Source organism: Bradyrhizobium sp. ISRA430 (assembly GCF_029909975.1).
Classification (GTDB): domain Bacteria; phylum Pseudomonadota; class Alphaproteobacteria; order Rhizobiales; family Xanthobacteraceae; genus Bradyrhizobium.
This window is the reverse complement of record NZ_CP094516.1, coordinates 7,943,934-7,969,777: the sequence shown is the minus strand read 5'-3', so window position 1 is coordinate 7,969,777 and position 25,844 is coordinate 7,943,934. Positions and strand designations below refer to the sequence as shown.

Below are 25,844 nucleotides of genomic sequence, written 5' to 3'. Positions count from 1 at the left end.
GCGAATTTCGTGAGTGACACGAGTTGAAGATCAGCATCGTCATAACGGTCTACAATTACGAACGCTACGTCGGGTTGGCAATCGACAGCGCATTGAATCAGACGCGTCCGGCGGATGAGATCGTTGTCGTCGACGACGGTTCGATCGATGGTTCCCGCCAGATCATCGCCGCCTACGGTGACAGAATTCGAGCGATATTTCAGGCAAATCAAGGCAACATCGCCGCGTTCGAGGTTGGCTATCGCGAAGCGAAAGGCGATGTGCTGCTGTTCCTCGATGCGGACGATATCCTGATGCCGACGGCGATAGAAAACGTCGTCGCGCGCTGGAACGAGGGTGTCTCGAAAGTTCAATTCAATCTGGAAATCATCGATGGCGCTGGCACGCCAGTTGGGCGCTCGTTTTGTGCGTTTCCCAAATCCTATACGTCAGATGACGTCCGCGCAGAGTTTGTCCGGTCGGGAACGTATATCTGGCCAGTCATGTCGGGAAACGCATATTCCCGAGCGTTTCTTCGCCAGGTCATCCCACTCAATCCGCCGGTCGGATACGATGGTGCCCTCAACACGATCGCGCCCCTCTATGGGGATGTTGTCACCGTGCAGGCAATCTTGGGGCAATATCGGCTTCATGGCAGAAATATCAGTCGGAATGACGCGAAGGGCCGTGCGCAACGCTTTCCCGATTTCCCCAGACAGATCGGGTTTCGCGTCAAAGAGTTCGACATCCTGAAGGCGCATTGCGACAGGAAGTCGGTGCACGTGCAAGCTGCGAGGCCAATCGATAACGAGATCGTCTTTATCAACTATCGCCTCGCGTCACGTAAATTGGGACTGAGCTACGTCGGCCAGGACGCGGACACGTCCAGTTCGCTGCTGTGCCGTGGGATATGGCTTGCCCTGACCAAGACGACCCAATGGCGCGCCGCCGCGTCTCATATCGTCTGGTTTACTGCGCTATTCTTGAGCCCTTCCTGGCTTTCATACCGGCTGATCATGCTCCGGTTCAACAGAGCTGAACTCCTGAGGCCGCTCCTGAGGTTCGGCAGCGTCATCCGACGCAGGCACGCCTGAGTGCAGCGTAAGGTAGCTCGCCTTGTGAGATCCTCGTCGCACGCCCTCTAGGCGTCAATCACACACTTTCGATCGTGCGAATTGTCTCAGGCATCGGCCCGTGAAGACTGGTTACGCCGGCAAGGCGGGCTCGAATGCGCCTGTCGGACTGGCGAAGACGAATATTTTCTGACAAGCGCAGAACATATTCCTTTGATTTCCGCGCAAACCATGCCGCCCGGTCGATCGCGGTAGGTGCACGGGCAGAGTCTGCCGCCTTCGCAATCAACGACGGCATTGTCAGCTCGAGGCACGGGAATGGGAACAACGCATAGTTGTAGAGGCCATTTGCCCAGAAGCGGTCCATCTCCCAGTCGATAGGTCGATTGATCGTCGTCACGCTGTCGATGAAGCGACGCGCGGCGCGGCTTGATATCAGATAAGCCTGCGTTCCCATCGGCGCACGCTCGAACCGCACCAATTCCCGCTGGTCCAGCCAGGCCACATGCTTGCATGGCGCCATGTGTCGTCCGTATAGCCGGAGATAACCGATCTCGGCAGCCTTGCAGATATCCGGAAGCGAGCGAAAGCTGAATCCGGCATCGAGAACGACGTCGTCTTCCACCACAAGAGTCCAGGAATCGTCGGCGTCCGATGCCGCCAATTGCGCCATGACGCTCATGTGGCTCGCTGCGCAGCCGATCTCAGCCCTTGAAAGGCCCCTGCCCCAAAAGCGCACGGTCAGCGCTTCATCATATTGCGGGAGCCCCTCGGCCGGCACACGCAAGGCATCAAAGAAGGTCCAGGGGATATCAAGCGAGTCCAGGTTCGCACTTGTGCGCTCGCGGCGATGGGAACCGGCCAAACTAATCGCCACAATGCTGAGTTTGCTGCCCATTTAATCAGTCCGACGCTGTCGACTTGGAACGCACATGATCTCGAAACGATTAGCGCGAACTTGTTGCTGCTGACAAGGATTGGACGCGCGTATGGGGGCTGCCATTCTGCTGACCATGTTTCATATTCCTATTGCGTAAACTTGCTGCTTTGCTGAAGCGGCTTCAATTCGGCCGCCTTGGAGCGCACCAAAAGTTCCTCAGATGCGAGCGAAGATGCGCAACGGCGCTCAGGCCCAAGGTTGCGACGATCTCAAGCCCAAGACTCTCAAGCCCAAGAGTCTCAAGCCGAAGAATCTCAAGCCCAAGAGAGGTGTGGATGCCATCAAAGCGTCGAACCAATGGCACCATTGCAGCACTGTTCGGCGCATCGTTGGTCTTGGCCGGCTCAGCACTTTATCTTGGCCTGAACAACGATGATCTAAGACAGCGCCTGGAATCGATCTCGCCCTTCAAGCGAAACAACCAAATCGTCGGTGGCGCCGTCGTCGGCCAGAACGGTAGTGGGTTCTATGCGGGCTATACGCTGTCCTGGGGCGATGACTTTGACGCGCTCGATATCGTTGGTCCGGCAAATCCTCGCGGCAAGTTCTTCCCGACTGGCGCCTATCATCCAGGCATCCGCGGCAATACCACGTCACTAGGGACAGCCTTTGATGCCGACCCGCTGACGACGGGCTATAAAGACGGCAATCGTGGCATCGCTGTTGCATTCGACAACATGTCGGTTTCCAACTCGGTGCTGCGGCTCGGAGCGCGCAAGGCAACGGCGCGCGAGCAGGCATTCCTGACGCCGACCGACCGGTCCATCAACGGCGGCATCCGCCCGCAGCTCTCGGCGATGATCCATACGGCTGGGGCATTCGCATACTACCCGACCACAAACGCCGTCATCGTCGAGATGCGCGCCCGGTTCAGCAGCAAGCTTGCAAATCCGGCCGGCTTTCATCCGGCATTCTGGACCTATTCCGTCGCACCCGTGCTCAATCCGACCGGTAATGAATGGGACCTGGAGTGCAACTCTCAAGGAATGCACTTCAGCAACATCGTTCACACGTCGGGGACCATCTCGACCGACAACAGCGCCGGACCATTCGACTACATGGACGACACGTTCCACGTCTTCAGCTTTGTTTTTCGAAACGGCGAGAATACCCAGCTTTACGTCGACGGTGCCCTTCGATCCCAGTTTGGTGTGGACTCCAATACCAAGAGCATGCCCTCGTTTGTGCTGCTGACGTCACACATTTTCAATAATGTGTTCGCGAACGAGGCGTATAACGCCGCGGCGTGGGCGGGCTCAGCGACAGGCGCCTATTTCGATATCGACTGGATTCGCGGCTGGCGAACGGCGGGCGTCACGCACTGGAAACCGCTGGTTTCGGTCGCCGACCTCAACGTCGACTATGCCGGCGGCGGCAAAGTTGTCTTGCCGAGCGCCAAAGCCCTCTGGGGTGACGCGAGCGTCACCGAATTCGTCCAGGTGGTACCCTACGACAGCGCCGAGCCGGGCATGGCGGACCAGACGACGTTCACGCAATTCCCGCCCGGAATTTCGTACGATGCGACATCGCGCACGATCAGGGCGGACTTCACCACCGGCACCGGCAATGCCGGGCGGTCTCATGTCGTCGTCTATGGCTACAAGCCCGACGGCTCGACGATGGAGCCTCTGCGATTTTCCATCAATCGCGGCCCACGCATGACAACCGGCCCACTTTCGGCTGCCGCGGGCGAGAGCTACCGCCACGATATCTATGAGGAGTGCGACGTCGGCGTCATGACGCCGAAAACCCTGTCCGTCAAAGGACTGCCACAGGGCCTTTCCCTTGACCCTTCCGCCGGACTCATCACGGGCACACCGGCAGCAACAGGGGTCAGCAACCTGACAATCTCCTGCACAAATAACGCGGGCCAGACCGCAACGAGGGCGACCACATTGACGGTCGGCGCGCCCGATCCGGCGGGCCGCCGGGCCGGACGGTGATGCTCGATCGTTACGCTGGATCGGTCAGCGTCGGACCGACTTTGCAGATATCAAGGAAAGTTGCGACGGCCTCGTCCACGCTCGCGCTCAGTGGCCGGGCCAACTTGTCGAAGGGTTTGCTCCACGCATCAACAAATGTGCTGATTTTTCCATAGTTGTTGTCAAGGACCGAGTGCGGCACATTCAACAAAACGCAAAAAATGTGCGTATGAAGCCGGTCCGTGATCACATAGGCGGACGATCCAACCTGCTTCATTCCACGGGCAACACGGTTCGACGCCAAAAGGTGAAACCACCGAATGCGCGCGTCGAGCTCGGACGGCATCCTCCCTTTGAACACGAGAAGGGACGTCTCAAGCAGCGCCTTGAGAAACAACCACTTCCCCAAGCCTCGCTGTTCCGTCAGCCAGTCCTCGACGACGGCAAAGTTCGGAAGCGGACGAGACCTCGTCCGCTCTACCTTCTCGTGATCAGTTCGAAGCAGCAGCAACAATTTTCTCGTTATCTCCGCTCGCGAGTTCTGCGCTCCCAGGCAGAATGCCATGTCCGGACAGAGTTCGACGCGCGCCGAGAATTCCTTTCTCGCGATTTTCAAACTTTGCACGTCTCGGACCAGAATCAGGAATCTTTTGTGAGAATTGATGATGTCCGCCGCCTGCTTGAGGCTTGCCGTCGAGGAGAAGTGTATGGTCTGCGGCAACTGGATGATCTGGCGATCCGGAAACTCCGACAGAAGCTTGAGCCGAAACTCCTGATGGCTTGGCCACAGGTCGCCGAAATTGCCGCCGCCATGGATGAGAATGGGGCCGACAGGAACGGCTTTTTCGAAATCCTCCTTCGACCAGGTGTCGTAGGTGCAAACGTAGGACGGCGCCCTGCCCAGTTTCTTCTCCAGATAGGTCTCTTCACCCAGCCAGATCGCGCTGTCTCCCACATTCGGATGGTTGGGGAAGTCAACCAGCGCAAAGTTCTCGACGGCTTCCAGATGCGGCCCAATGACCCTGTCGATCTCACTCCGCAGTTCTGCGATGAGAGTACGCGAGTCCTTCATGAGATTTTCGGCCATCGTTCTGAACTCTTCGGTGCCGTCGGTCACATCACAGCATCGAACCGTCTCTGATGCAGCGCCAAAAACTTGCATTCGACAAATCCACTTCTGCCGTTGCGGGAGGCGCTCGCTACGGCCGAGTGAACGACGCATCTGCGTGTCGCCAGGAACGCCGGACAGTTTGCACTATCGGGCTCCCCGCGTCAGGCACCAGATCCGATCTTTCGCGCTCAGCCGGGCTGCCTCAATCACGCTCTCGTGTTCCCCTTTGTATCGCTCGTCGGCGCGGAAGCCGACCAGATTCCAGCGCACGGAATAGATCGGCTTAGCAGCCAAAGGCAAGCGTCGGCAACGACGCCCTTACCGACAACACCGCACATATTCATGACAAAAATCAAATCTATTGAAGTCTTAAGGCAGGCAATTGTGTTCATCGCAACGAACCTATCGGGAATGCCGCTTCTTGCAGCAAAGCCGCGCCCGGATACGTGAGCGAGCTCGGAGTCAACCGGATGATTGGTTTGTTGAAGGACTACGTGAAGGCACGCCTGCTCGAGAACAACTTTCTGATATCCGGCACCTCAAAGGAGGAGGAACTCGGAGAGTTTTTCCAGAATCTCTTCCCTGTGGTGACGGACAAGAAACTGATTCGACTGGGCGGATCGGCTGATGGCGGCTATCTGGTTCCGGACGACCTGGATGGATGCGTCGGTTGCTTTTCGCCGGGCGTCTACAACGTCTCCGATTTCGAACTCGGCCTCGCCGAACGCGGCATACCGTGTTTCCTGGCTGACTTCTCGGTGGATGCACCCGCGATCCAGAATGAGCTGCTGGATTTCGAAAAGAAATTCCTCGGGAACGAAAACAACGCCAAGTTCATGACTTTGGAGAACTGGATGTCGAGGAAGGGTCCTCAGACCGGCGACCTCATCCTCCAGATGGACATTGAAGGCGGCGAGTACGAGGTGCTGATTGAAACGAGCGGGGAGTACCTGAAGCGCTTCAGGATGATGATTATCGAGTTCCATTCCTTGGACAGAATTCTCAATCCCATCGGTCTCAAGCTCATCGGAGCAGTTTTCAAGAAGATTACCAAGCACTTCGACGTCGTGCACATCCATCCGAACAACTATTTCGAGCCCATCGAATATAGAGACTTCAAAGTCCCGCCGATCATGGAATTCTCGTTCTTGCGCAAGGATCGTGCTTCTCGTCGGACCCCTGCGAGACGATTTCCTCACGACCTCGACAGGCGAAATGTCACAAACAGGGGTGACGTCGTGCTCCCGAACTGCTGGTTCGCTCCGGAGTGATCAGCCCCGTGGCCGCCCGATGAATTCGCGTCGGTCGCGGATATCGGCCGCGTGCTTGCGCGCACCTGGGCTCGCACTGACGTGGTCGCTCGCTACTCCGCAGCTTGGCGGTTTTCGCTGAGATATGCCTGATAGGCCAGCTTGAGCCCATCCTCGAGCGAGGTCTTGGCGCGCCAGCCCAGTTTCGCCAACCGGCTGACGTCGAGCAATTTGCGCGGAGTGCCGTCGGGGCGCGAGGTGTCAAAGCTGATCTCGCCGGAATAGCCGACGGTTGCCGCGATGACGCGGGCGAACTCGGCGATCGTGATGTCCGCGCCGGTGCCGATATTGACAAGCTCGCCGCTCGAATAGGTCTTCATCAGATGGATGCAGGCTTCCGCCAGGTCGTCAACAAATAGGAATTCGCGCCGCGCGGCGCCGGTGCCCCACACCACGACGTTCTTTGCCCCCGACACCTTCGCTTCGTGGAAGCGGCGCATCAACGCTGCAACGACGTGGCTATATTCGGGATGATAATTGTCGCCGCGACCGTAAAGGTTGGTCGGCATCACGCTGATGAAATTTGAGCCGTACTGGCTGCGATAGGCCTCGACCATCTTGATGCCGGCAATCTTGGCAATCGCGTAGGGCTCGTTGGTCGGCTCCAGCGGGCCGGTGAGCATCGACTCCTCGCGCAGCGGCTGGTCTGCAAGCTTGGGATAGATGCACGAGGAGCCGAAGAACATCAGCTTCTCGCACCGATTGATGTGCGCGGCGTGAATGACGTTGGCGGCGATCGCCAGATTGTCGTAGAGAAACTCGGCGCGCAGCGTGTCGTTGGCAACAATGCCGCCGACCTTGCCGGCGGCAAGGAACACTGCCTGCGGGCGCTTTGCAGTGAACCACTTGTCGACCGCGGCCTGGTTGCGCAGGTCGACTTCGTTCCGGGACACCGTCAGAAGCTCGACGTTTTCCGCCGCGAGCCGGCGCACCAGCGCGGAGCCAACCATGCCGCGATGGCCGGCGACGAAGACGGTCTTGCCGGTCAGCTCAAACCGAGTGCTTGCCATTGGTAACCTCACGCCTGGCCTCGAGGAGATCGCCCGCCACCATTTCCTTCACCAGTTGTGCGAACGGAGTCTTGGATTTCCAGCCGAGCTTTTCGCGCGCCTTGCTGGGATCGCCAATCAGGAGATCGACCTCAGTGGGGCGGAAATAGGTCGGGTCGATCCGAACGACGATCCTGCCTGACTTCTTGTCGACGCCGATTTCCTCGACGCCCCTGCCACGCCATTCGACGCTGCGTCCCACTTCGGCAAAGGCGAGCTCCACGAACTCGCGCACCGAGCGGGTCTCTCCGGTTGCCAGAACGAAATCGTCGGGCCGATCGGCCTGCAGGATCAGGTGCATTCCTTCGACATAATCCCTGGCATGACCCCAGTCGCGCTTGGCCTCAAGATTGCCGAGATAGAGCGATTCTTCGAGGCCCGTCTCGATGCGGGCGACGCCACGCGTGATCTTGCGGGTGACGAAGGTTTCGCCTCGGATGGGGCTCTCGTGGTTGAACAGGATGCCGTTGCAGGCATACATGCCGTACGCCTCACGGTAATTCACCGTAATCCAGTAACCGTACAGTTTTGCGACACCATAGGGCGAGCGCGGATAGAATGGCGTCGTTTCCTTCTGCGGCACTTCCTGCACGAGGCCATAGAGCTCGGACGTGGACGCCTGATAGAACCGCGTCTCCTTCTCCATGCCGAGAATGCGGATTGCTTCCAACAGCCGCAGCGTTCCGATCGCATCGGCGTTCGCGGTGTATTCCGGGCTCTCGAAACTGACCGCGACATGGCTCTGTGCGGCCAGATTGTAGACCTCGGTCGGCCGGATCTGCTGCATCAGGCGGATGAGGTTGGTTGAATCCGTCATGTCGCCGTAGTGCATCAGGAACGGCACGTTGCCGGCATGTGGATCCTGATAGAGATGATCGACACGAGCGGTGTTAAACGAGGACGACCGCCGCTTGATGCCGTGGACGGTGTAGCCCAGGCCGAGCAGATGCTCGGCGAGATAGGCACCGTCCTGACCGGTGACGCCCGTAATCAGCGCGACGCGCCGCTTCGACCTTTCATTCATCTTACTCACCCGACTGCGCGGTTATCGTTGACATTTCCCAGCTTCCCAAACCTGTTGGCGATTACGCTGATGACTCGCAGGATCTCAAGCTCGGGCCCGGTCGGCGAGCCTGCCGCACGCCAGAATCCAAACAGTGACCCGACATAGGCAAGAGCACTCAGGAGAACAACCGCGATCAACCGAACATAGACGTGAGAGTCATGGCCAAAAGATGTGACGAAAGCCCAATTCGTCAGATACCCGACGATGATCATCGTGCAGGTGGATAAAGCAGTCCTGAGATTCACCAGAAATTGCCGCGAGACAGAAGTCTCGATCAGCTCGCGAACTAGAACCATGTTGTAGACGATACCGCCGAGCGTAACCGCCACGCGGGCGACAAGCAGGCCAAGTAACCCTCCTACCCACAAGCCAGCAACGATGACAGGCAACCTCACGATCAGGATCGCGACGTCGCGATGAAATAGCCTACGCGTCTGTCCAAGGGCGAGACCAAGCGGCTGGACGGTCGCGCTGAGCGTATGCAACGCAATTGCACCACCGAGGAGCTGGATCACGATTGTCGCGCCCGCCCAAGCCTCACCCAGCGCGAGCGGCACGAATTGATCGGCAATCAACGCGAAGCCGAACCCCGCCGGAAAGGCGATCACGCATAGCATTGATTGCGCTGACAGATAGGCTCGCTGAAGGGCGGCTTTGTCGTGCCTCAGCTTCACGAACGCGGGAAATAGCGTTCCGGCGAGCGGGTTTGTGGCTTCTCTTGTCGGCGTGGCGGCCAGGTCGCTGCCCAGCACATATCCACCCAGGATGGATTTCCCGAGAAAATATCCGATGATGATCTGGTCGAAACGCCAGTTCAGCGTGCTGACGGCCTGTCCGAGCGATAACCACACGGAGAACGACCATAGGGAGCGGCTGCCCTTTATCCGGAATCTCGGTCGGAACGGCTGGATCAGGTAGGAGGCGACGACGTCGACGAGGTTGGCAACAACGGCCCCGGCGATCAGCGCCCAGAAGCTCCTGAAGCAAATGGCGATCCCGGATGAGACCAGGATGGTTGCGAGCGCCCGGCTGCTACTCGTTACGAATTCCTGCCAGAAGACGAGTCGACGCTGCATCATTGCGAGCATTGGATTTCGAAGGCCGGATATCACAATCGAGCAGCTCAGGACCAACAGGATCGGAATTAAACGGCTATCGCCGTAGGACAGTGACACCGGATAGGCGAGCACCGACAGCAAAAGTGCGAGCAAGCAAGCGCGAGCAAGGCTCAACGTCCACGCCGCATGGAATTGGTCTTCGGTTGGATCCTCATGATGAATGAGCGCCGATGTCAGGGACAGTTCGGTCATCGAGGTCAGAATGGCGATGATGGCGGTCGCGACGGCGACCAGGCCGAAATCTTCCGGCGTGAGCATCCTCGCCAATATGAGCGTGTTCAGGAAGCCGAGACTGGCGACCACCAGCCGGCTCACACCGATCCAGGCGGCTCCGATGGCAATTGAATTTTTCGATAAAGGCAGCCCTGCATGCGCACCAAGTGCGACCATTTTCAATGCTCGCTCATTGGCAGATGGTCTCCAGCGCGCGCTCGAAGACGTCAGGCGCCACCTCGAAATCGAATGGACTGGGCCCGAACGCTCCTTGCGGGCGCGCTCCCTTGCTATGTCCAACGATGTAGGAATATTCTGCGCCCGCGGATGTTGCGATCGTGTAGTAGTAGGGATGAACGTGATCTGACGGTATCAGTTCCAGCACTCTCGTTCCCGGCGAGCAAAAAACGAGATTGGTCAGGCCTGCACCATGTGGGCCAACGACAATCGAGCATTCCGAGAAAAACGCTGCTTCATCCTCGACATCATTAAAGTCGTAAATCTGGAAGCCGAACTTTTTCAGTGCAGGCATCAGTTCTTCTTCGTTGGCGACCTTCCTTTGCCCCTTGCGCGGAACGTATACGCGCCTGTCGTGACGAAGCGGCGACTTAGCCAGCTTCGAGCGGAAGAACTCGATGAGCCAGGGCGCATAGTTTCGTCGCAAGCCCGGAAACGAAGTGCCGATCACGAGGTCGGCCTGAACATCGCCTTGGCCCGCCCACACACATTTGTGCATTGGAATTCCGAGCCGGTGAACGAGTTTGACTGCTGTTCCGGATGTCGGCTTGGGCAAATAGACATGATCGACATCATCGAACGACAGGCCGCTGTTCTGGAAAAGCGCGAGGCGCCCCAGACAATCGAGCAGGAAGTGCCCATAATTTCCTCCCGCGAAATCACTCGCCAGCGAGAGACATGTGCCGCTCAGCGGCAGCGGCGTCCCGTAGGCAATTGAGCGCGGATGGCGAGAGAAGGACGATCCGTACCAGGTGCTCTCGAAGAGCAGCGATCCATCCTCCGTTACGAGCCAGCCATCGGGACCGAGGATGCGCGCATTGTTCAGGCTGAGCACACCCAGCTCAGGCATTCTGTTGTCTACGCTTTCACGGAACCCCGCATCGCGGCTACCGAATTGGATCGGGGCCTTCCGCGCCAGCACCTCTTCCTCGACGGCCGTCCGCCAACTCTGCGGCTGTTCACTTCGCCACGTGCGATGATCACAAAGCCGGCTCGGGCTGCCGCGCAATGCACCACGGAGGATTTGCTTGACCGCGCGAACCTTGGAGTTCATGGACGACCACCATTGCAAGACATCAACTGTTGCAGGCAAGCCCGCATCACGGGCTCACCTGCCGCAGCCAATGCAAAATTCAGACCTGGCTTCGGACAGCGTGCCGATCAGAGCCAGCGCTACTCGATCAGCGACGCACGTGCAGCGACAATAGACGGCAGGATCGGGCTTTTTTGGGTTGGGTCACCGTGGTGTCGCAGGCGACGGGAACTTGTTGGGGGCCGACTTCGCCCGCGACATTCGCCGTCAGCTTGCTGCCCAGCAGGTAGTTTCCTTCGCGCGGTACGGCCGGCAGCGCAAACTCGATCACACTGGCACCATCTTCGCCCTCCTTGCGAGAGACTTGTTGCAGCGGCTTCTCCGCCGATGCGACCATCGCGCCGGTCGTTTCATCGAAGACGTACACGTGAAGCGTTCGATCTGTCGGATAATTCTCCGGGATTTTGATCGGAACTTCGATCTTGAGCGGATCGGTTGTGTTCAGCGACAATACGCCTGCATTCGGCTTCTTGTCCGCTACGACCTTTGTGACGTTGAGGAACGTCGGCTTCGGCATATCGTTGAGCGCTGCCGTATATCCAAAATCTTTCGGATCCGGCGTCACCTCGCTGGGACCGCATTTCCGGCCTCCGCGCTCGGAGGACGTGAACTGGCAGACACGAATGTAGTCGATCTTGAACGTCTGCGGGAAAGCCGCGTCATCGATCCCGTGCCGGCCCGCCCAGGCGGCTCCACCGACAGCGTAATTGAGATCGATGTGCGCCGGCGGCCCCAGTTGACCGTCCTTCCTGAGCCACTGGTACATACGCGTGTAGATGAGGCGGCCGTCCCAGAAGAACGAAATGCGGTCAGGCGCCCAAACGAAGCCCGCAATATGCCAATCCTTGTTCAGGTCCTCCTTGCTGACCATGTCCTGGAACCTGAGCACGAACGAGCTGTCCAGATATGCGTAGGATTGCGGCGTCCACTTGTCCTTGCTCATGGCATTCGAGTGCAGCATGTTCGGCTTGTCTTCCACGCCGTTCAGGACGTACTCGAAAATGTCGATCTCCGGCGGGTGCCAGAATTTTCCATCGATGTCGTAATCGGCTTCGAGCCAGAATGCCGGCCACGATCCCCGCGCATTCGGAAGAAAGACCCGAGCTTCATAATAGCCGTAATAGAATGTCTGGTGGCTTCGGATCATCGCGGAATCGAACGTGTCCGCGCCCTCATTCTTTTTTGCAGTCAGGTTCAGCACACCACCAGACACCACGTGGTTGTCGCGGTAGCGCTGCTTTTCGTCGTTGAAGCGGTCCATCGTTTCGTTGTTGTAGATGTACCGGGTGGCCCACTTGGTTCGATCAAGCTTGTCGCCGTTGAACTCATCCGAAAACACAAGCTCCCAGCCCGCACACCAAGCCGGCGTTGCCGATCCGAGTGCAAGAACTATCGAAGCGGCACGAAGGACTTGTCTGCGCGCGATTGCGATCATCAACGAGATCCTTTCGGTTCGGCTGTTTGCCCCGGCTGGGAAACGCTGTGCCGGTCTAATGCGCAATGACGATGGCAGCGGTGACGCTGCCAAGCGTGAGCCGGCACGATCAAGTGCACTGCCCCTGCGGCTTTTTCCCGAGTTAGATATTCAACTTGCGATCGTTTTGGGGCGCTGACTTGTCGAACGATCAAGAACATTTGACCGTTCGCCGATCAGGTTCCCTCCTCGAGCGCTGTCGAGTCCTTGATGATCGGCCGGACTGCCGGCTTCGCTTCCGAGATCCTGTCGATCCGTTTTCGAATCTGTCCCGTCACCTTCACTTCAAGGAGGCGATGGCTGATCGTTGCAATGATCAGCGACGGCGGAAGCGAGACCAGGAGGAAAAACAGTTGCGATCCGGGCCCCAATGCATCGACCATGCCCGTTCGATACATGATCAGCTTGACCCCGGCCATGACGAGCGGCGGCCAGAGATAAAAACTGAAGCTGATCGTACCCAGCCACTGCATGACCGGCCAACCGAGCATCCTTCCGAGCAGACCGTTTCCGCGCGACACACCCAGCAGGAAAATCGTCCCGAAGACGCCACCAAGTACGACAAATGGAAAGGCAACGATCCAGTCACTGAATGACAGATACGCAGGGGTGACAAAGCCCACATAGTCCGTGGCGCCGGCAAGCTCGAGGCCCCTCCAATCCGTCAGGAACAGCACGAAGAAGATCGCCGGGTACTTCGCCAAGGATTGCAACAATGTCGATGACAGATATTTCTCCGCAATGAGCACGCCGCCGATCATCAGCAGTGCGCGGGGGTAGTACAGGAGAAAGATCAGTGAAGCAGCGGCCAATGCCAGCGCCAGCGGCCGACTGAAGCCACTGATGAAGAAGACGACGGTACATACGCCATAGAACAGGAATTCGTATCCGAGCGACCACGCGGCAGGATTGATCTGGATGATGTCGATAAATGGAGGCGGCGCCAAAAGATTTGCGCCAACCAGCAGCAGACTTGGACCCTTTCCTGACAACCAGCCGAAAAGCGCAATCGCGATCACCGTCACCCAGAGGACCGGAAGAATTCTCGCATAGCGATCAAGAATAAAGGCGACGACCGAGGGCGCCCGATACAGGCTTGGCAGGATCACGATCCCGCTGATGCCGAAGAAAAACTCGACACCGAATTTTCCGGTCTGCAACGCTTCTCCCAACGGCCCCCTGGCAAACAAATCGAACGTAGGGAGTCCGGAATGAACGACGTGATAGACGAATACCATGAGGCAAAACAAACCCCTGGCACCATGAACGTAGGGGTTAAATCTGGCGCTCGTGTCGTGTTCCATGTGGGAAGTCGCTACAGGCTCTAGTATAGAGGATTGACAGCCTCACGAGCGAGACCACGGTCGATCGCGTCCTGCGCCCAAGCGCACCCTACCAACTGAGGCGCCAAGAAACAGGAATCGACGAGTCCGAACATGGTGAGCCTCGATACGTTCCCAGCTAGAACCTCGTCTAACAAGCGCGCTGCAGCAACGTCAAGCGACGAGACCAACAGCGTCATTTTTGCGCATATCGCCTTCATTCTTTGCATCTGCATGCAGCGCTTCGGACTCCTCATCGGAACCGGACAAGTCTTCTTTTCACTGTTCGGATTCTTTGCGCTCGTCGCGTGGGGATGGTGGGTTGGTCTGGTGCGCCTTCGCGGGCCGCAGACTCTCGCGTTCGGACTTGTCGTTATCTGGTTTCTCTTCAGCGCGATCGCCGCAGCCGAATCTCCCGATCGCGGTATCGAGACCAGCCCGGCGTCGCTTGCGATGGTTCTTGTCACGAATTCGATCTTCCTGTTCGGACCCTCGACGAGATTCTCGAACGAGGCGGTGCTTCCCATCTTCCTCTTCTATGTTCGCCTGTGCGCCGTTCTGGCGATCGTCCAGATCGTTCTTCAATTCGGCGGGATACGCATCTTCTCATTCAAGGATGCGATCCCGGCGCTGGATTCTGTCCTCGTCGAGTCCGCTTACAATCAAAATGCGGTTGAATTTTATGGATCCCTGAATCGGCGCGCGAACGGATTTTTCCCGATGGAGCCGGGAGGGCTATCCCAATTGATCGCGATAGGCGTTGTCGTCGATGTGTTCCTGTTGCGGCGATTTGCCAGCCTTCCATTGTACGCCATCTCCTACGTACTGACCCGGTCCGGCTCGGGCCTCCTGGTGCTGGCCGTTTCCCTCGGTGCCTATCCCTTGATTGCTCCGCTCAAATCACTGCGGGTTATCGCCATCGGGTCGATCGTCGCCTTGACGATCGGGACTGCCTACCTCGTTGCGCCGGAACCTTTCGATCCCATCGTCAATAGGCTCGATGAATTCAGTTCAACCAAGTCAAGCGGTTATGCGCGCTACGTCGCGCAACTACAGACCTGGGACTATCTCTTTCAGACCGACAGAGTGCTTATTGGCTCCGGGCCGGGTGGATTGGAGCGGTCGCCTGCCTACTTTGGCGGCAGCGGAAATCCCGCGCTCAAGCTCGTCGCGGATTACGGAATTATCGGGTTCATGATTTTCCTGTTCTATCTCCTTCTCTCGATATTCAGGAAAGACAACTCGATGCTCGCATTGACGATGCTGGCCTGCTACCAGCTCGGCGGCGGCAATCTCGCCATGGCGCCCTTTCTGATGATGATGGCAATGCTGTGCGTATGGTCGCAGCCGCCAGGCGCCCGCCTGAGGTCGATCCGCCGTCCAGTTCCCGTCCAACGGATGCAGTCCAGCCCTGCCCCGATTATCGAATGACGCGGAATAGACCGAGCAAAGCGCGCAACCATTTCGGGCGCTGGGCAGGCACATACCGCAAACTCACCAGAGCACGTCGAAAGTACCGCGGACTGATCAGCACGCACAGAATCCAGCCCAGCAACGATATGCGCTGAGATGTCGAGAAGCCTTGCGGAGACGCAACGGCCCGGAGCGCATCGACAGCAATGCGCAATGAGCCGTCCTCGGCAATTGGATGAAGATCCGGCCGCAGCTTGAACGACGCTGTCCGCAAACAAAGAAATATGACATTTCTATTGAGCGCATCGGGCGTCACCGGCAGATTTTCGGCGCTCGCGATCTCGGCAAAGAATTTATAGCGCCGCTGCGTGAGATCGATCTCTCTCGCGAAGCGGGTATCGTCAAGTTGAAGGAAGGCCCCGTGATTGAGGCCGTGCACGCGATAGTCTGCCAAGGGCTTGGTGATAGTCACGATATCACCACACGCAGGAGCTGCCGCCAGGAGATAACTGTCCGGCGCCCGGTCGACAAAGTCGGACTTAAAGCCGAAAACACGGTCGACAAACCATCTCGGGTAGGCATTGCCCGATCCCGGCGGCGTCGGATAGGCACCGGTCGTTGTCATCCATCTGCGGATGTCATCTGAGGCCGGACAGGAGAAGTACTGCGGCAGGACATTTCCGGTCGGCAGCCCTTTTGCGTCGATAACGCGCATCTGAAACTGATATTTGCTCGCAGCGTTCGACCAAACGGATGCAATCTCCGTCATCACGTCGGAATGCAGGACATCATCCGAGTCAAGAAATATGACTACGTCGCCGGAGGACTTGCGAAAGCCGTTCACGCAGGATGGCATCTGCCCTGCGTTGGCCTGACTGATGATCGTCACCTCGTCCGCAAATTCGTTGATGATCTCGAGCGAATTGTCCGTCGACCCATCATCGACGACGATAACTTCCACCTCGCGCCACCGTATGTCCAGTGCGCTTCTGATCGCCGATCCCACGTAAGCGGCGTAGTTGTGGTTCGGAATGATGACCGAAAGGCTGGGAACCTGCGCCGATTCGGCGCCCCGCAATACAGCCTGGCCGGGTATCTCTTTCAGCATGGACGTCGAGGATACTCGCGTTGAGGATACTCATCGTATGACAGCCGACAGATGTCCGATGACGAGACACTCTATTGTGAATGGTTCAGTCTCTAGCACGGGTTTTCGACCGCTAGGAAGAGGCAGTATCGGGTCGCTTGCAATCGATGGAACCAATTGTTCGTCATTCTGTTGCCGTAGCTGCAGCACTATCCTCCCGCCGAGACGTGCGGCTTTCCGTCAAGAGCCGGCCTCAATCATCAAATGTCGGATTTGGTTCGTCCTGACTGAGCATTTATGCAGAGCGAGCAGTGAAGATGCGTGACGACCGACCGACGAGTTCATGTAGTTGCGCGGCTATATGCGTAGCGGTCGCTTCATCGCTGCTCGCAACGACGGCGGATGCTCAAATTTCGGGCTACGGCCGCACGTCTCCACCTATGTATGGAGGCTCCGGCATTTCCACCCGGCCTTCGAGTTCGATTCGCCCCATGGAAGGCACTTACGCTCCAAATCACAAGACGCTGGACGGAAAGCTTTGCATATCGGTTCACCCGCTAACGCACCCGCAAACTGTCAACCCCAAGATCATCGACCAAATTGTGGTGGTTCAAAATATTTGCGGTCAATCGATCCGGGTTCAGGTTTGCTACGCCGGCAGCACAGATTGCATTAACGTTGCGCTCGCAGGCTACCAAAAGCTGCAGAGGGTGCTGGGCATCGCGGCTGGGTCAACGAACTTTCAATTTGAGTATCGCGAGCTGTATTGAGCAACGATGCAGACGAGCAGTCGCAGCCAAATCGCCCTTCACAACTCTTACGAGCAACATGCGATATGTCCGCAGCACCACAGATCCACTTGTCGATGACCCAGATGGAGCCAACAATATCGAGGACATCACACGCGCTGCGGGTAACGATCTTGTTATCGCCGCATGATCTATCGATAGCCAACCAACTGCTGCCGCGATTAACCGCTTCATGGATGTGCAGCAGCGGGAGCCATTCGGCACCCAGCAGGCGCACTCACGCGAAGCGATCTTGCTCCTTGCAGGCACAGGTCTTGCAGCCGCAGGTGATGCAGTTCATCGAGCGGGTGCGCCCGGTCGACCGCGAGTCCTGACCGCAACTCATCGCACCTGATTTGGCACCTCACGTTTGACCCTCGAGCACATGTCCAATCCTAGCCAGGCTATCGTATTCGGAGGCGCAGGCTTCATCGGTACACATCTGATGACGCAGTTGGTCGCTTCCAAGAGCTACAGCCGGATCGTCTCGATCGATATCGGCAAGCCGAGGGCGCACGTCGATGGCGTCGAATACATCCATCATGATGTCCGTGAGCCGATCGATCCCAAGCTCGGAGGCGGAACGCCTTCCGACATCTTCAACCTGGCTGCGATTCACGTCACTCCAGGTCATCCGGAGGGTGACTATTATTATACAAACGTGCTGGGCGCGGTGAACGTCTGCCGATTTGCGAGGGAGACGGGCAGCCGCAATATCATCTTCACCAGCTCGATATCGATCTACGGCCCGACCGAAGCCCCGCTTGACGAGGATGCGACGCCGGCGCCGGTCAGCGCCTATGGTCGCTCCAAACTCTCGGCCGAAGCAATTCATCGTCTGTGGCAGTCGGAGAATCCGGACCGGCGGCTCACCATCGTGCGCCCCGCCGTCATTTACGGCCACTTCGAGCGGGGCAATTTCACGCGATTGTCGAGGCTTCTCGGAAGGCGGGCCTTCATCTATCCCGGCCGAACCGACACGATCAAATCGTGCGGCTACGTGAAGGATCTGGTCTCGTCGATGTTCTTCATGGCGTCCCGCAACGACGGCGTGTCTATCTACAATTTCTGCTACGAGCACCGCTACACGATCAACGAGATTTGCTCAGCCTTCTCACAAACTGCCAAATACCCCAAACCAGCGCTAACCATTCCGATATGGCTGATGAATCTAGCCGTGCTGCCATTCGAGATGCTGCACGCTGTCGGACTCAAGACCGGCATCAATCGCGACAGAATCCGGAAGTTGTGGTTTTCCACGAACATTCTGCCCAAGCGCCTGGTCGCAAGTGGATTCAAGTTCGATTACGACCTGGCGAGCTCGCTTGCCGAATGGCGACGGGAATCCTCGATCAAAGACTTTGATTGAGGGTCTTGACCCGCTGACTTGTTCGACATCCGGACGAGCAACGTTTGCGCCGGCGGAATCTCGAAGCTGGCGCACGCGTGACGGCTGCCTCGAAAATCGGCACTCTTCCTTCGCAAGCCCTCGCACCGACCGAGATTGGAACGGGTCGTCGCCAATCGGGTTTCTGGTCCACGTGCTCACCGTTGGTCACACTCAGGTCCATATTGCATCGCAGTATTTGCGGGTTCGCTCGCGCTGTTCCAACTGGTCCGGCATGGGATTTGCTCAAGTCTCATCCACAGATCGGCGAATGATCTTCCAAGGCGGGTGCAACTTGTCTTCATACTGAAGGTCGCGGTGCTGGGCGGCGGAGATGCGCACTATGATGATTTTGCGGCGGGCGGAACCGGAGCGAATGGCAATGTCGATGCTGCCGGTCGCGTGTGTCTGGTCGCCGGCAACGGCACGCGGCCTTGCCGAAATTTCCCTGGCCAACAACTTGTCAAACAGTCCGACTATCTGTTCCCGTGATGGTGTCGGTGGGGCCGGTCAACTCTCGAACGCTGCCACCTCGACCAGCGTATCCACTATGTCGAACTCTTGCTGACGTCGGGCCGGTCCGACCCGACACTTCCACGTTCACGCATTCAGCGCGGCGGACAGCCAGCCTGATGCCACACGCTACAGTCCACGATAGCTACACGTAGGCGAGCCGGATGCTTCAAACAAGAATCACACCTCGCGAGGTCGAATCCACTGCGCCCGAGGCCCCGTCGCTGGAGCAGACGATCTCCTCTGCGCTTGCGCTGCTCGGCCGGCAGTATCCCGTGATGATTTTCACGCTGCTCCTGTGCATCTGTCTTGCCGGCGTCTACGTGTTCACGGCGGCGAAACGATATACCGGAACGGCCGTCCTGGTGATCGACAGCCGCAAGATGCAGGGTCTCCAGACGCAAGCACCTACGAACGGCGGCGACAATCCGATCGACTCGGCAATGGTCGACAGTCAGGTCGAAATCCTCAAGTCCGAAGCGATCGCTTCCAAGGTCATCAAGGACTTGAAGCTCGTGCAGTCGCCAGAGTTTATGAGCGACGGCGGCGGACTCCTCAGCAGCGTCACCGCAGCGATTTCCGGACTGTTTTCGGAGTCGAAGCCGCCCACCGAGGAACAGCTTCTGCGTGCGGCTCTCGCCCGCTTCGCAAGCAACCTCAGCATTAAACGCGTCGGCGTGAGCTATGTCATCGAGATCGCCTTTCAGGCGTTGTCGCAGGAGCAGGCTGCGCAGATCGCCAATGCGGTTGCCGAAGGCTATATCGTGGACTCCCTGGAGTCGAAATATCAGGCCTCCCGGCGAGCCGCGGTCTGGCTGCAGGATCGATTGAAGGAATTGCGGTCGCAGGCATCCTCGGCCGAGCGGGCCGTCGCCGATTTCAAGGCCAAGAACAACATCGTCGATGCCGGCGGGCGACTTCTGACCGAGCAGCAGCTCGCTGAAATCAACAGTTCGCTGACGGTTGCCCGCAGCCAGCGCGCCGAGGCGCAGGCCAAGCTCGAACGCATCACTTCGATATTGAATGCAGACAGCGAGGACTCCAAGGTCATCCTGAACGATCTCGCGACCGTGAGCGAGACGATGGCCAATCCGGTTATCACCAAGTTGCGCCAGACGTATCTCGAGTACGCCGCGAAGCAGTCGGATTGGTCGAACAGGTATGGGCCGACGCATATGGCCGTCGTCAATTTGCGCAATCAGATGCGCGAGATCCGGCGCTCGATCACCGACGAGCTGCGACGCACGGCCGAGGTCTACAAGAGCGACCTTGAAATCGCCAAGGCGCGCGAAGAATCCAGCCAGAAGAGCCTGAACGATACGATCGCGGTCTCGAACGATACCAGTCAGGCCCAGATCGTCCTGAGGGATTTGGAAAGCAATGCACAGAGCGCCCGCGCCCTGTCGGACAACTTCCTGCAGTTGTACATGGTCTCGGTTCAGCAGCAGTCGTTTCCCATTACCGAAGCACGGGTGATCACCCAGGCAGCGACGACTCCTCCCAACAAAACGTCGCCCAAGACAACACTTATCCTTCTTGCGGCGATGGTGGGCGGATCGATTCTCGCGGGTATCGTCGCCATCCTGTTCGACATGATGGATCGCGTCTTCCGAACCGTCTCCCAGGTCGAGCAACTCGTGCAGACGAACTGTCTCGCTTCGATTCCGACTATCGAAGGTTTGGTCACCGCCAGCGACTCCACTCAGCTCGGCAAGGCATGGCCGTTCGGCAAACGAGCCAAGCCGAGATCTTTGCAGGCGCAGCCGAGGCCCAGCGGTGCCGGCGCAGCATTGCCGCTCCAGCGAGCCGAACCGGGCTCCAGCCACCCGCAGCCGCATCGTGAGCGGCTTCTTTCTGCCGATGACAGCGTCGGGCGCTACGTCATCAACGCACCATTTTCGCGTTTCGCAGAAGGCTTCCGGTCGATCAAGCTCGCCAGCGATCTCAGCAACTACGGTTCAGCATCCAACAAGGTCCTCGGCATCACGTCCGCTCTTCCGAATGAAGGAAAATCGACCATCAGCGAAGCGCTGGCGCAGACAGTGGCGCAAAGCGGCTCCCGCACGCTGCTGATCGACGGCGACATTCGCAATCCAAGCCTCACCGCAAGGCTCACGCCGAACGCGCAGCTTGGCTTGATCCACGTCGTCGCCGGTAAAGCCGACTGGAGGGATGTGGTCTGGATCGATCCGCAAACCAATTTGCATTTTCTTCCCTGTGCCGTGACGTCACGCTTCTCGAATTCGAGCGATCTGCTTGCCTCCCAGCAGATGGAAAACCTGTTCCAGCATCTGCGCCAGCACTATGATCGCATCATTCTCGATCTCAGCCCGCTTGCGCCGGTGGTCGACGTTCGGGCTACCAGGGGACTGGCGGATACCTACATCCTCGTCATCGAGTGGGCGAAATCGAAGGTCGACGTCGTCGAGCGCGTCCTGGCCGAAACGCCGATCGTGCGCGAGCGTATGCTAGGCGCGGTGCTCAACAAGGTGAACGTGGCGGTAATGAGCCGCTACGACACTTACGGCGCGGCCTATTATCGCAATCGGTACTACAAGAGGTACGGCTACGTCGATTGACGTCTGAAGCTCGATCCGGAACGAGGTGCTTCGGCCTTCCGAAAAGATCATGCTCCAGATCTCATTGTACGCTGCAGCGGCCGGTTCGGACGCGAACCGACCAGATCAGGGCCAGCTCTCCGGGGTTAAGCGGCAAGTCTGATCTGAGGTGCGGTCTCGCCATATAGCGGGTACGGCCAAGGCCTCGAGCCAGCCAGTAGGAATATCTCACCAGCAACACCGCGTTCCGGTGCACAGTTCGTGCCGCGAGCAAGGCGCTGCCGAACGGCCTTGTGATGGTCGCTCCGGATCTCCCCATCCGTCAGCTTGCCGAATCCGCGGGTGTCAGGCCCCGCGAATTCATTTCAATTGTCGTCCACGCGTACCGCTCCGTTGGAGCCATGGACGGGCCGGTCACTGGCGCGAGTTGATCCGTAGGATTTGCGCGTTGTTCGCGGTTACGATCGTGTCGTTGGCGGTGCCTATCACCAGCCTGACGAATTGCAGGAACTTAGCCGTGTCGACCGTGGCGGCGTTCGCGGCAAACAGCACGTCCTTGTCCCGCATTTGAAACTGGTTTGCGAGGAAGAAGGCGGCCGGATCCCGGAAATCGGCGTTATAGACCACGGGCACCAGCGGGCCAGTGTATCTGGAGCAGTCGATGCCCAATCGCTCCGCCAACTCGCGCGGTTCGCGCCGATAGACATAGACGCCCGCGGGCTCGGCCTGCGTATCAATCAGGCCGCCAGCCTTGGCCATCGCCTGCGCCATGTTGATCTTCCACATATCGAACGGGAATTGCGCCTGCCCGCCTATGGTTGCCCCCACCGTAAAGGCCCCGAAGGCAAGGAACACTTGCGGTTCACGGTAGACATAGATGGTGTCGCCGGGATGGATCCAGATGTTGTTGGCTGGTTGATACACTAACGCTCCGAACGGAACCGTGGCTTTCTTGCCGCCGCGCTCCAGCGTCACCCAGCTCTCCCAGCCCGGCCCCGACAGGCCACCGGCGCGCGCAATCAAGTCAAGTATCCGTTCGCCGGCCGCATTCGCCGGCAAACGAGCTGGCGTCTTCACCTCACCCAGCACGCTGATGAGCGAGGTGTTTTGTGTGATCAGGGATACCACCACCTGTGGCTCGATGGCGCGGTTTCCGATCGCCTTCACGATGTCCTGCTGAATCTCGACCGGGGTGCGGCCGTTGGCCTTCACCGTGCCCGCATAGGGCACCGAAATGTTCCCGTTCAAATCAACGTTTTGGTTTGGCAGGGCTACGAAGTTACCTGGCCGGACGCCGGCCTCTGCAGGGATGAACAGGCCTCCCGCCGCGGCTTCGAAGATCGACACGGCCACCGTGTCTCCAATGCCAAACCTGATGCCTGCCGGCGGCCGACGATCAGGAAATGACCCCGCGATTGCGCCGGGGCCATATTCTTTCAGGATGTCGATGACAGTCGGTGTGAGCTTGACCAGCTCGTAATCCGGCCCTGATCGCGTGATCTGACTCTTGATGACATGATCTTCCGGACCGGACATGGGCATGATCGCGCATCCCGCGGAAGACAGCAGAATGCCGAGCAAGACTCCCCATACTAGAACGCTGCGTCTCAAGTCTGATCCCCATCACTTGCCAGCTTAGTCCTGGCCAAATCCCGAAGTGGCGCCAACGAAACTGCCGGAGATGGTCAGAATAAGGAGAGATTGTCGCAGCCAAGAATAAGGGGATGCTGTTGCAGTGCAGCTACAGCTAACCGCCCCAATGTGAAGCCAATTCGAGGGAGACATTCTAACCTGCATCGCCCGGTGCACAAGTTCCAGGCGGATAAAGATCGACTTTTCGCTTCATTTGTTCCGCGCGCGATCTTGAACTGTTCGGTCGGCCATCCGCTTCACATCGCGCCGAATGTTCTCGTCTGAAACAGAATCAAGAATCTCCCTGATGGCGACAAAGTTTCGCGCTGTGCTGGATGAGGTTTTCGACGAGGCCGCTGAGGCCACTGAGCACGAGATGAAGAATTTGGCTCCAGCGATCGTTCCGTCTCCCTTTGTGATGATGCGCTTAACGCTGCTGTGCGCTGGCCTCTTGGTGTCGACCGGTGGTTACAGCCGAGCAGAGCCGCCGCGTCCGGGCGTCCTGAACTGTGGGTCCGGCATCAACACCGAACAGCGTCGACGCTGCGACGAAGAGGCCTTGAGGCAGGTCCAGTCCGGTAGCCAATCGACACAGCTTGAGGGCGGATGGCGACTGGTGAAGAGTAGAAATCCTGACGGCGGCGCCGACGCCATTTCGGTGATGCACGCCGTCGATAGCGCCAAATCGGATGGGCGCCTTGCGGGACTGGACCTGCAATGCGGGAAGGACGGTATCAAGATTGTGCTCATCGTTCTCGAATCACTGCCCCGCTCGACGCGACCGAACGTGACCCTGATGACAGGAGAAAAGCGAGCAGAGTTCGAAGCATCTGTGATCCAGAGCGGCGAGGCGCTACTCCTGCCTGCTGACGCGTCCAGACTTGCCGCCGGTGACTGGCAGAACGCAAACGAGCTTTCGGTCGAAATCGGGACCACGCCGGCCGCGATCCGCGGAGCGGTGCCGATCACTGGACTGGCAACGGCTCTCCGCTACTTGTCGCAAGACTGCCGTGCTCGATAATTCGGCCGGCTACGCGAAACTTACGCCTGCGCCAATCCCGCAAATCAACTTCATTCGGCCCGCTCGTGTACCTAGGACTGATGACGGGTCATACCGTCTACGACTAGCGCAGTCTGCCAGACGACATTGGCGTCGTATGTTGGCCTATGCGATACTCACCAACGTCCACCCATTGTCACGATGAACTCCGTTCGCGCTTCGAAGTCTTACAGTTTGTCGATTGCTTCCTACCTTCTCATCGCATTGCTGGCCGCGACGCCGATCTTGGCAATCGCAAACGGCTCTTTCGCACAGCATGTGCTTGCGCTTGTAGCTGCCGTGATGGCGGCGATGGCAGCAAGGGGACCGGAGGCCGAACTTGCCTCTGCCGCGCAGTTGCTGAAGCGATTTTTGCTGGCGTTCCTGCTTCCCGTTGTCTGGATGGCGTTGCAGATTTTTCCGGCTCCCACTTTTTCGCTTGCAAACCCGATATGGTCGGCCACTTCAATCGCATTGAACCAACCATCGCTGTCGGGGCGCATCAGCGTTGATCCCGGCGCGACGCTGCGAAGCCTGTTTCTCTATCTGATTGACGTGTCGCTGCTGGTGTCGACCGTCATCATCACCAAGGATCGCCAAAGGGCCGAAACGATCCTGTCCGTATTGTGCGTCGTAACGACCTTGATATCGGCCGAGGTCCTGCTCAGCCGGCTCGATTTGTTCGCCGGCGTGATTTCCGACATCGGCGCGGCTGCGAGCCCGTTTCCGGCAACAGCCGCGCTCGCGATATTGGCAAATGGCGCGCTCGTTGCCAGGGCACTCGAACGACACCTGCACCAACAGGACATCCGCAATCTGGCCTCGGTCCGGCTTTGGGTCGGTGTTCTTTCCGGTCTGTTTGGAATTGCCGTGTCAGTCGCCGCACTGGCGACCCTCGAACGAGGCGCTTTGCTGGCAGTCGCTGGCTTGGGATTGACTGTCATCGTTTTCATAGCCGCTGTCCGGCGCTTGGGATTTCGTTCCTGGCCGTCGGCGATCTTGTTCGCAGTCCTCGCGACGATCGCCGGCGCCATGGCGCTGCCGCACTCTCAATCAGGTGGTTGGGGCCTGCTTGGATTCGTCAGCGCCAATCCGGAAACGGTCGCAGTGGCAGAACGCCTGCTCGCGGATGCATCGAGGTTTGGAAATGGCATCGGAACATTTGGGCTCACCTCGATATCCTACCAGGACTTTGGCGCCGCGGCGTTGGACGCTCCGCCTTCCACCGCAGTTTTGATCGCCATCGAGTCGGGACGATTGGCGATCGTGATCCTGGCAAGCTTCGCCGCCCAAATCTTCTTTGTCACTTTTCGCGGCGCCGTTCGGCGAGGACGCGATTTCTTTTTCGCGGCGGCTGCAGCCGCCGGCGTTCTGGTCGTCATCTGCGAGAGTTTCCTCGACTCAAGCCTCTCGAACCCCACGATCCAGATTATTGTGGCCGTGATGGTCGCACTCGGACTTGCGCAATCTGCGGGCCGGACTAGCGGCGCCAAACGTTAGACGACAGCATCCCTGCGCCA

Annotated in this window: 20 protein-coding genes; 10 read left to right on the top strand and 10 right to left on the bottom strand. The window is 58.4% G+C overall.

Annotated elements, in window-relative coordinates:
• Positions 1–23: 23 nt before the first annotated feature.
• A complete protein-coding gene (locus MTX21_RS37315; protein WP_280969426.1) occupies positions 24–1,073 on the top strand; it encodes a glycosyltransferase in 1,050 nt (349 codons plus the stop codon).
• Positions 1,074–1,131: 58 nt separating this feature from the next.
• Here MTX21_RS37315 and MTX21_RS37310 read toward each other — a convergent pair whose 3' ends face one another.
• Entirely contained in the window at positions 1,132–1,950 is an 819-nt protein-coding gene (locus MTX21_RS37310; RefSeq protein WP_280969425.1) for a glycosyltransferase family 25 protein, read from the bottom strand.
• Between the two features lie 317 nt (positions 1,951–2,267).
• Between MTX21_RS37310 and MTX21_RS37305 the strand changes: the two genes are divergently transcribed.
• On the top strand, positions 2,268–3,935 hold the full coding sequence (locus MTX21_RS37305) for a putative Ig domain-containing protein (protein WP_280969424.1): 1,668 nt from the start codon (positions 2,268–2,270) through the stop codon (positions 3,933–3,935).
• A 10-nt stretch (positions 3,936–3,945) separates the two neighbouring features.
• On the opposite strand, the gene MTX21_RS37300 is transcribed toward MTX21_RS37305, so the two are convergent.
• On the bottom strand, positions 3,946–5,076 hold the full coding sequence (locus tag MTX21_RS37300; protein ID WP_280969423.1) for a polysaccharide pyruvyl transferase family protein: 1,131 nt from the start codon (positions 5,074–5,076) through the stop codon (positions 3,946–3,948).
• 419 nt (positions 5,077–5,495) lie between these two features.
• Between MTX21_RS37300 and MTX21_RS37295 the strand changes: the two genes are divergently transcribed.
• Positions 5,496–6,296, top strand: a complete 801-nt coding sequence (locus tag MTX21_RS37295; protein WP_280969422.1) for an FkbM family methyltransferase — start codon at positions 5,496–5,498, stop codon at positions 6,294–6,296.
• A gap of 92 nt (positions 6,297–6,388) precedes the next feature.
• Here the strand turns inward: MTX21_RS37295 and MTX21_RS37290 are convergent, their stop codons facing one another.
• From MTX21_RS37290 to MTX21_RS37265, 6 genes are all read right to left on the bottom strand, one after another.
• Positions 6,389–7,345, bottom strand: a complete 957-nt coding sequence (locus MTX21_RS37290; RefSeq protein ID WP_280969421.1) for a GDP-L-fucose synthase — start codon at positions 7,343–7,345, stop codon at positions 6,389–6,391.
• A complete protein-coding gene (gene gmd, locus MTX21_RS37285; protein WP_280969420.1) occupies positions 7,326–8,408 on the bottom strand; it encodes a GDP-mannose 4,6-dehydratase in 1,083 nt (360 codons plus the stop codon). Before gmd ends, MTX21_RS37290 begins: the two co-directional genes overlap by 20 nt.
• Positions 8,409–8,413: 5 nt before the next feature.
• A complete protein-coding gene (locus MTX21_RS37280) occupies positions 8,414–9,958 on the bottom strand; it encodes a lipopolysaccharide biosynthesis protein (protein WP_280970911.1) in 1,545 nt (514 codons plus the stop codon).
• 13 nt (positions 9,959–9,971) lie between these two features.
• Complete coding sequence (locus tag MTX21_RS37275) at positions 9,972–11,072, bottom strand: glycosyltransferase family 61 protein (protein ID WP_280969419.1); 1,101 nt, start codon at positions 11,070–11,072, stop codon at positions 9,972–9,974.
• Positions 11,073–11,199: 127 nt separating this feature from the next.
• Positions 11,200–12,546: a glycoside hydrolase family 16 protein gene (locus tag MTX21_RS37270; RefSeq protein ID WP_280969418.1), complete on the bottom strand. Its 1,347-nt coding sequence runs from the start codon at positions 12,544–12,546 to the stop codon at positions 11,200–11,202.
• 215 nt (positions 12,547–12,761) lie between these two features.
• Positions 12,762–13,889 carry an acyltransferase gene (locus tag MTX21_RS37265; protein ID WP_280969417.1) on the bottom strand — a complete coding sequence of 376 codons (1,128 nt, stop codon included), beginning with the start codon at positions 13,887–13,889 and terminating at the stop codon, positions 12,762–12,764.
• A 132-nt stretch (positions 13,890–14,021) separates the two neighbouring features.
• Between MTX21_RS37265 and MTX21_RS37260 the strand changes: the two genes are divergently transcribed.
• Positions 14,022–15,338, top strand: coding sequence for a hypothetical protein (locus MTX21_RS37260; RefSeq protein ID WP_280969416.1), 1,317 nt, complete (start codon positions 14,022–14,024; stop codon positions 15,336–15,338).
• Here MTX21_RS37260 and MTX21_RS37255 read toward each other — a convergent pair.
• Positions 15,328–16,428: a glycosyltransferase family 2 protein gene (locus MTX21_RS37255; protein WP_280969415.1), complete on the bottom strand. Its 1,101-nt coding sequence runs from the start codon at positions 16,426–16,428 to the stop codon at positions 15,328–15,330. The two genes, MTX21_RS37260 and MTX21_RS37255, sit on opposite strands and share 11 nt — an antisense overlap.
• Positions 16,429–16,898: 470 nt before the next feature.
• Here MTX21_RS37255 and MTX21_RS37250 point away from each other — a divergent pair, with 470 nt between their 5' ends.
• From MTX21_RS37250 to MTX21_RS37235, 4 genes are all read left to right on the top strand, one after another.
• Positions 16,899–17,177: a hypothetical protein gene (locus MTX21_RS37250; protein ID WP_280969414.1), complete on the top strand. Its 279-nt coding sequence runs from the start codon at positions 16,899–16,901 to the stop codon at positions 17,175–17,177.
• Positions 17,178–17,580: 403 nt separating this feature from the next.
• A complete protein-coding gene (locus MTX21_RS37245) occupies positions 17,581–18,564 on the top strand; it encodes an NAD(P)-dependent oxidoreductase (protein WP_280971347.1) in 984 nt (327 codons plus the stop codon).
• Between the two features lie 306 nt (positions 18,565–18,870).
• Complete coding sequence (locus MTX21_RS37240; RefSeq protein WP_280969412.1) at positions 18,871–19,074, top strand: hypothetical protein; 204 nt, start codon at positions 18,871–18,873, stop codon at positions 19,072–19,074.
• 185 nt (positions 19,075–19,259) lie between these two features.
• A complete protein-coding gene (locus tag MTX21_RS37235; RefSeq protein ID WP_280969411.1) occupies positions 19,260–21,674 on the top strand; it encodes a polysaccharide biosynthesis tyrosine autokinase in 2,415 nt (804 codons plus the stop codon).
• 393 nt (positions 21,675–22,067) lie between these two features.
• Here the strand turns inward: MTX21_RS37235 and MTX21_RS37230 are convergent, their stop codons facing one another.
• Positions 22,068–23,195, bottom strand: a complete 1,128-nt coding sequence (locus tag MTX21_RS37230) for a polysaccharide biosynthesis/export family protein (protein WP_280971346.1) — start codon at positions 23,193–23,195, stop codon at positions 22,068–22,070.
• 397 nt (positions 23,196–23,592) lie between these two features.
• Between MTX21_RS37230 and MTX21_RS37225 the strand changes: the two genes are divergently transcribed.
• Both MTX21_RS37225 and MTX21_RS37220 read left to right on the top strand, forming a co-directional pair.
• On the top strand, positions 23,593–24,306 hold the full coding sequence (locus tag MTX21_RS37225; RefSeq protein WP_280969409.1) for a hypothetical protein: 714 nt from the start codon (positions 23,593–23,595) through the stop codon (positions 24,304–24,306).
• 180 nt (positions 24,307–24,486) lie between these two features.
• Positions 24,487–25,824 carry a hypothetical protein gene (locus MTX21_RS37220; protein ID WP_280969408.1) on the top strand — a complete coding sequence of 446 codons (1,338 nt, stop codon included), beginning with the start codon at positions 24,487–24,489 and terminating at the stop codon, positions 25,822–25,824.
• The last annotated feature ends 20 nt before the right edge of the window (positions 25,825–25,844 follow it).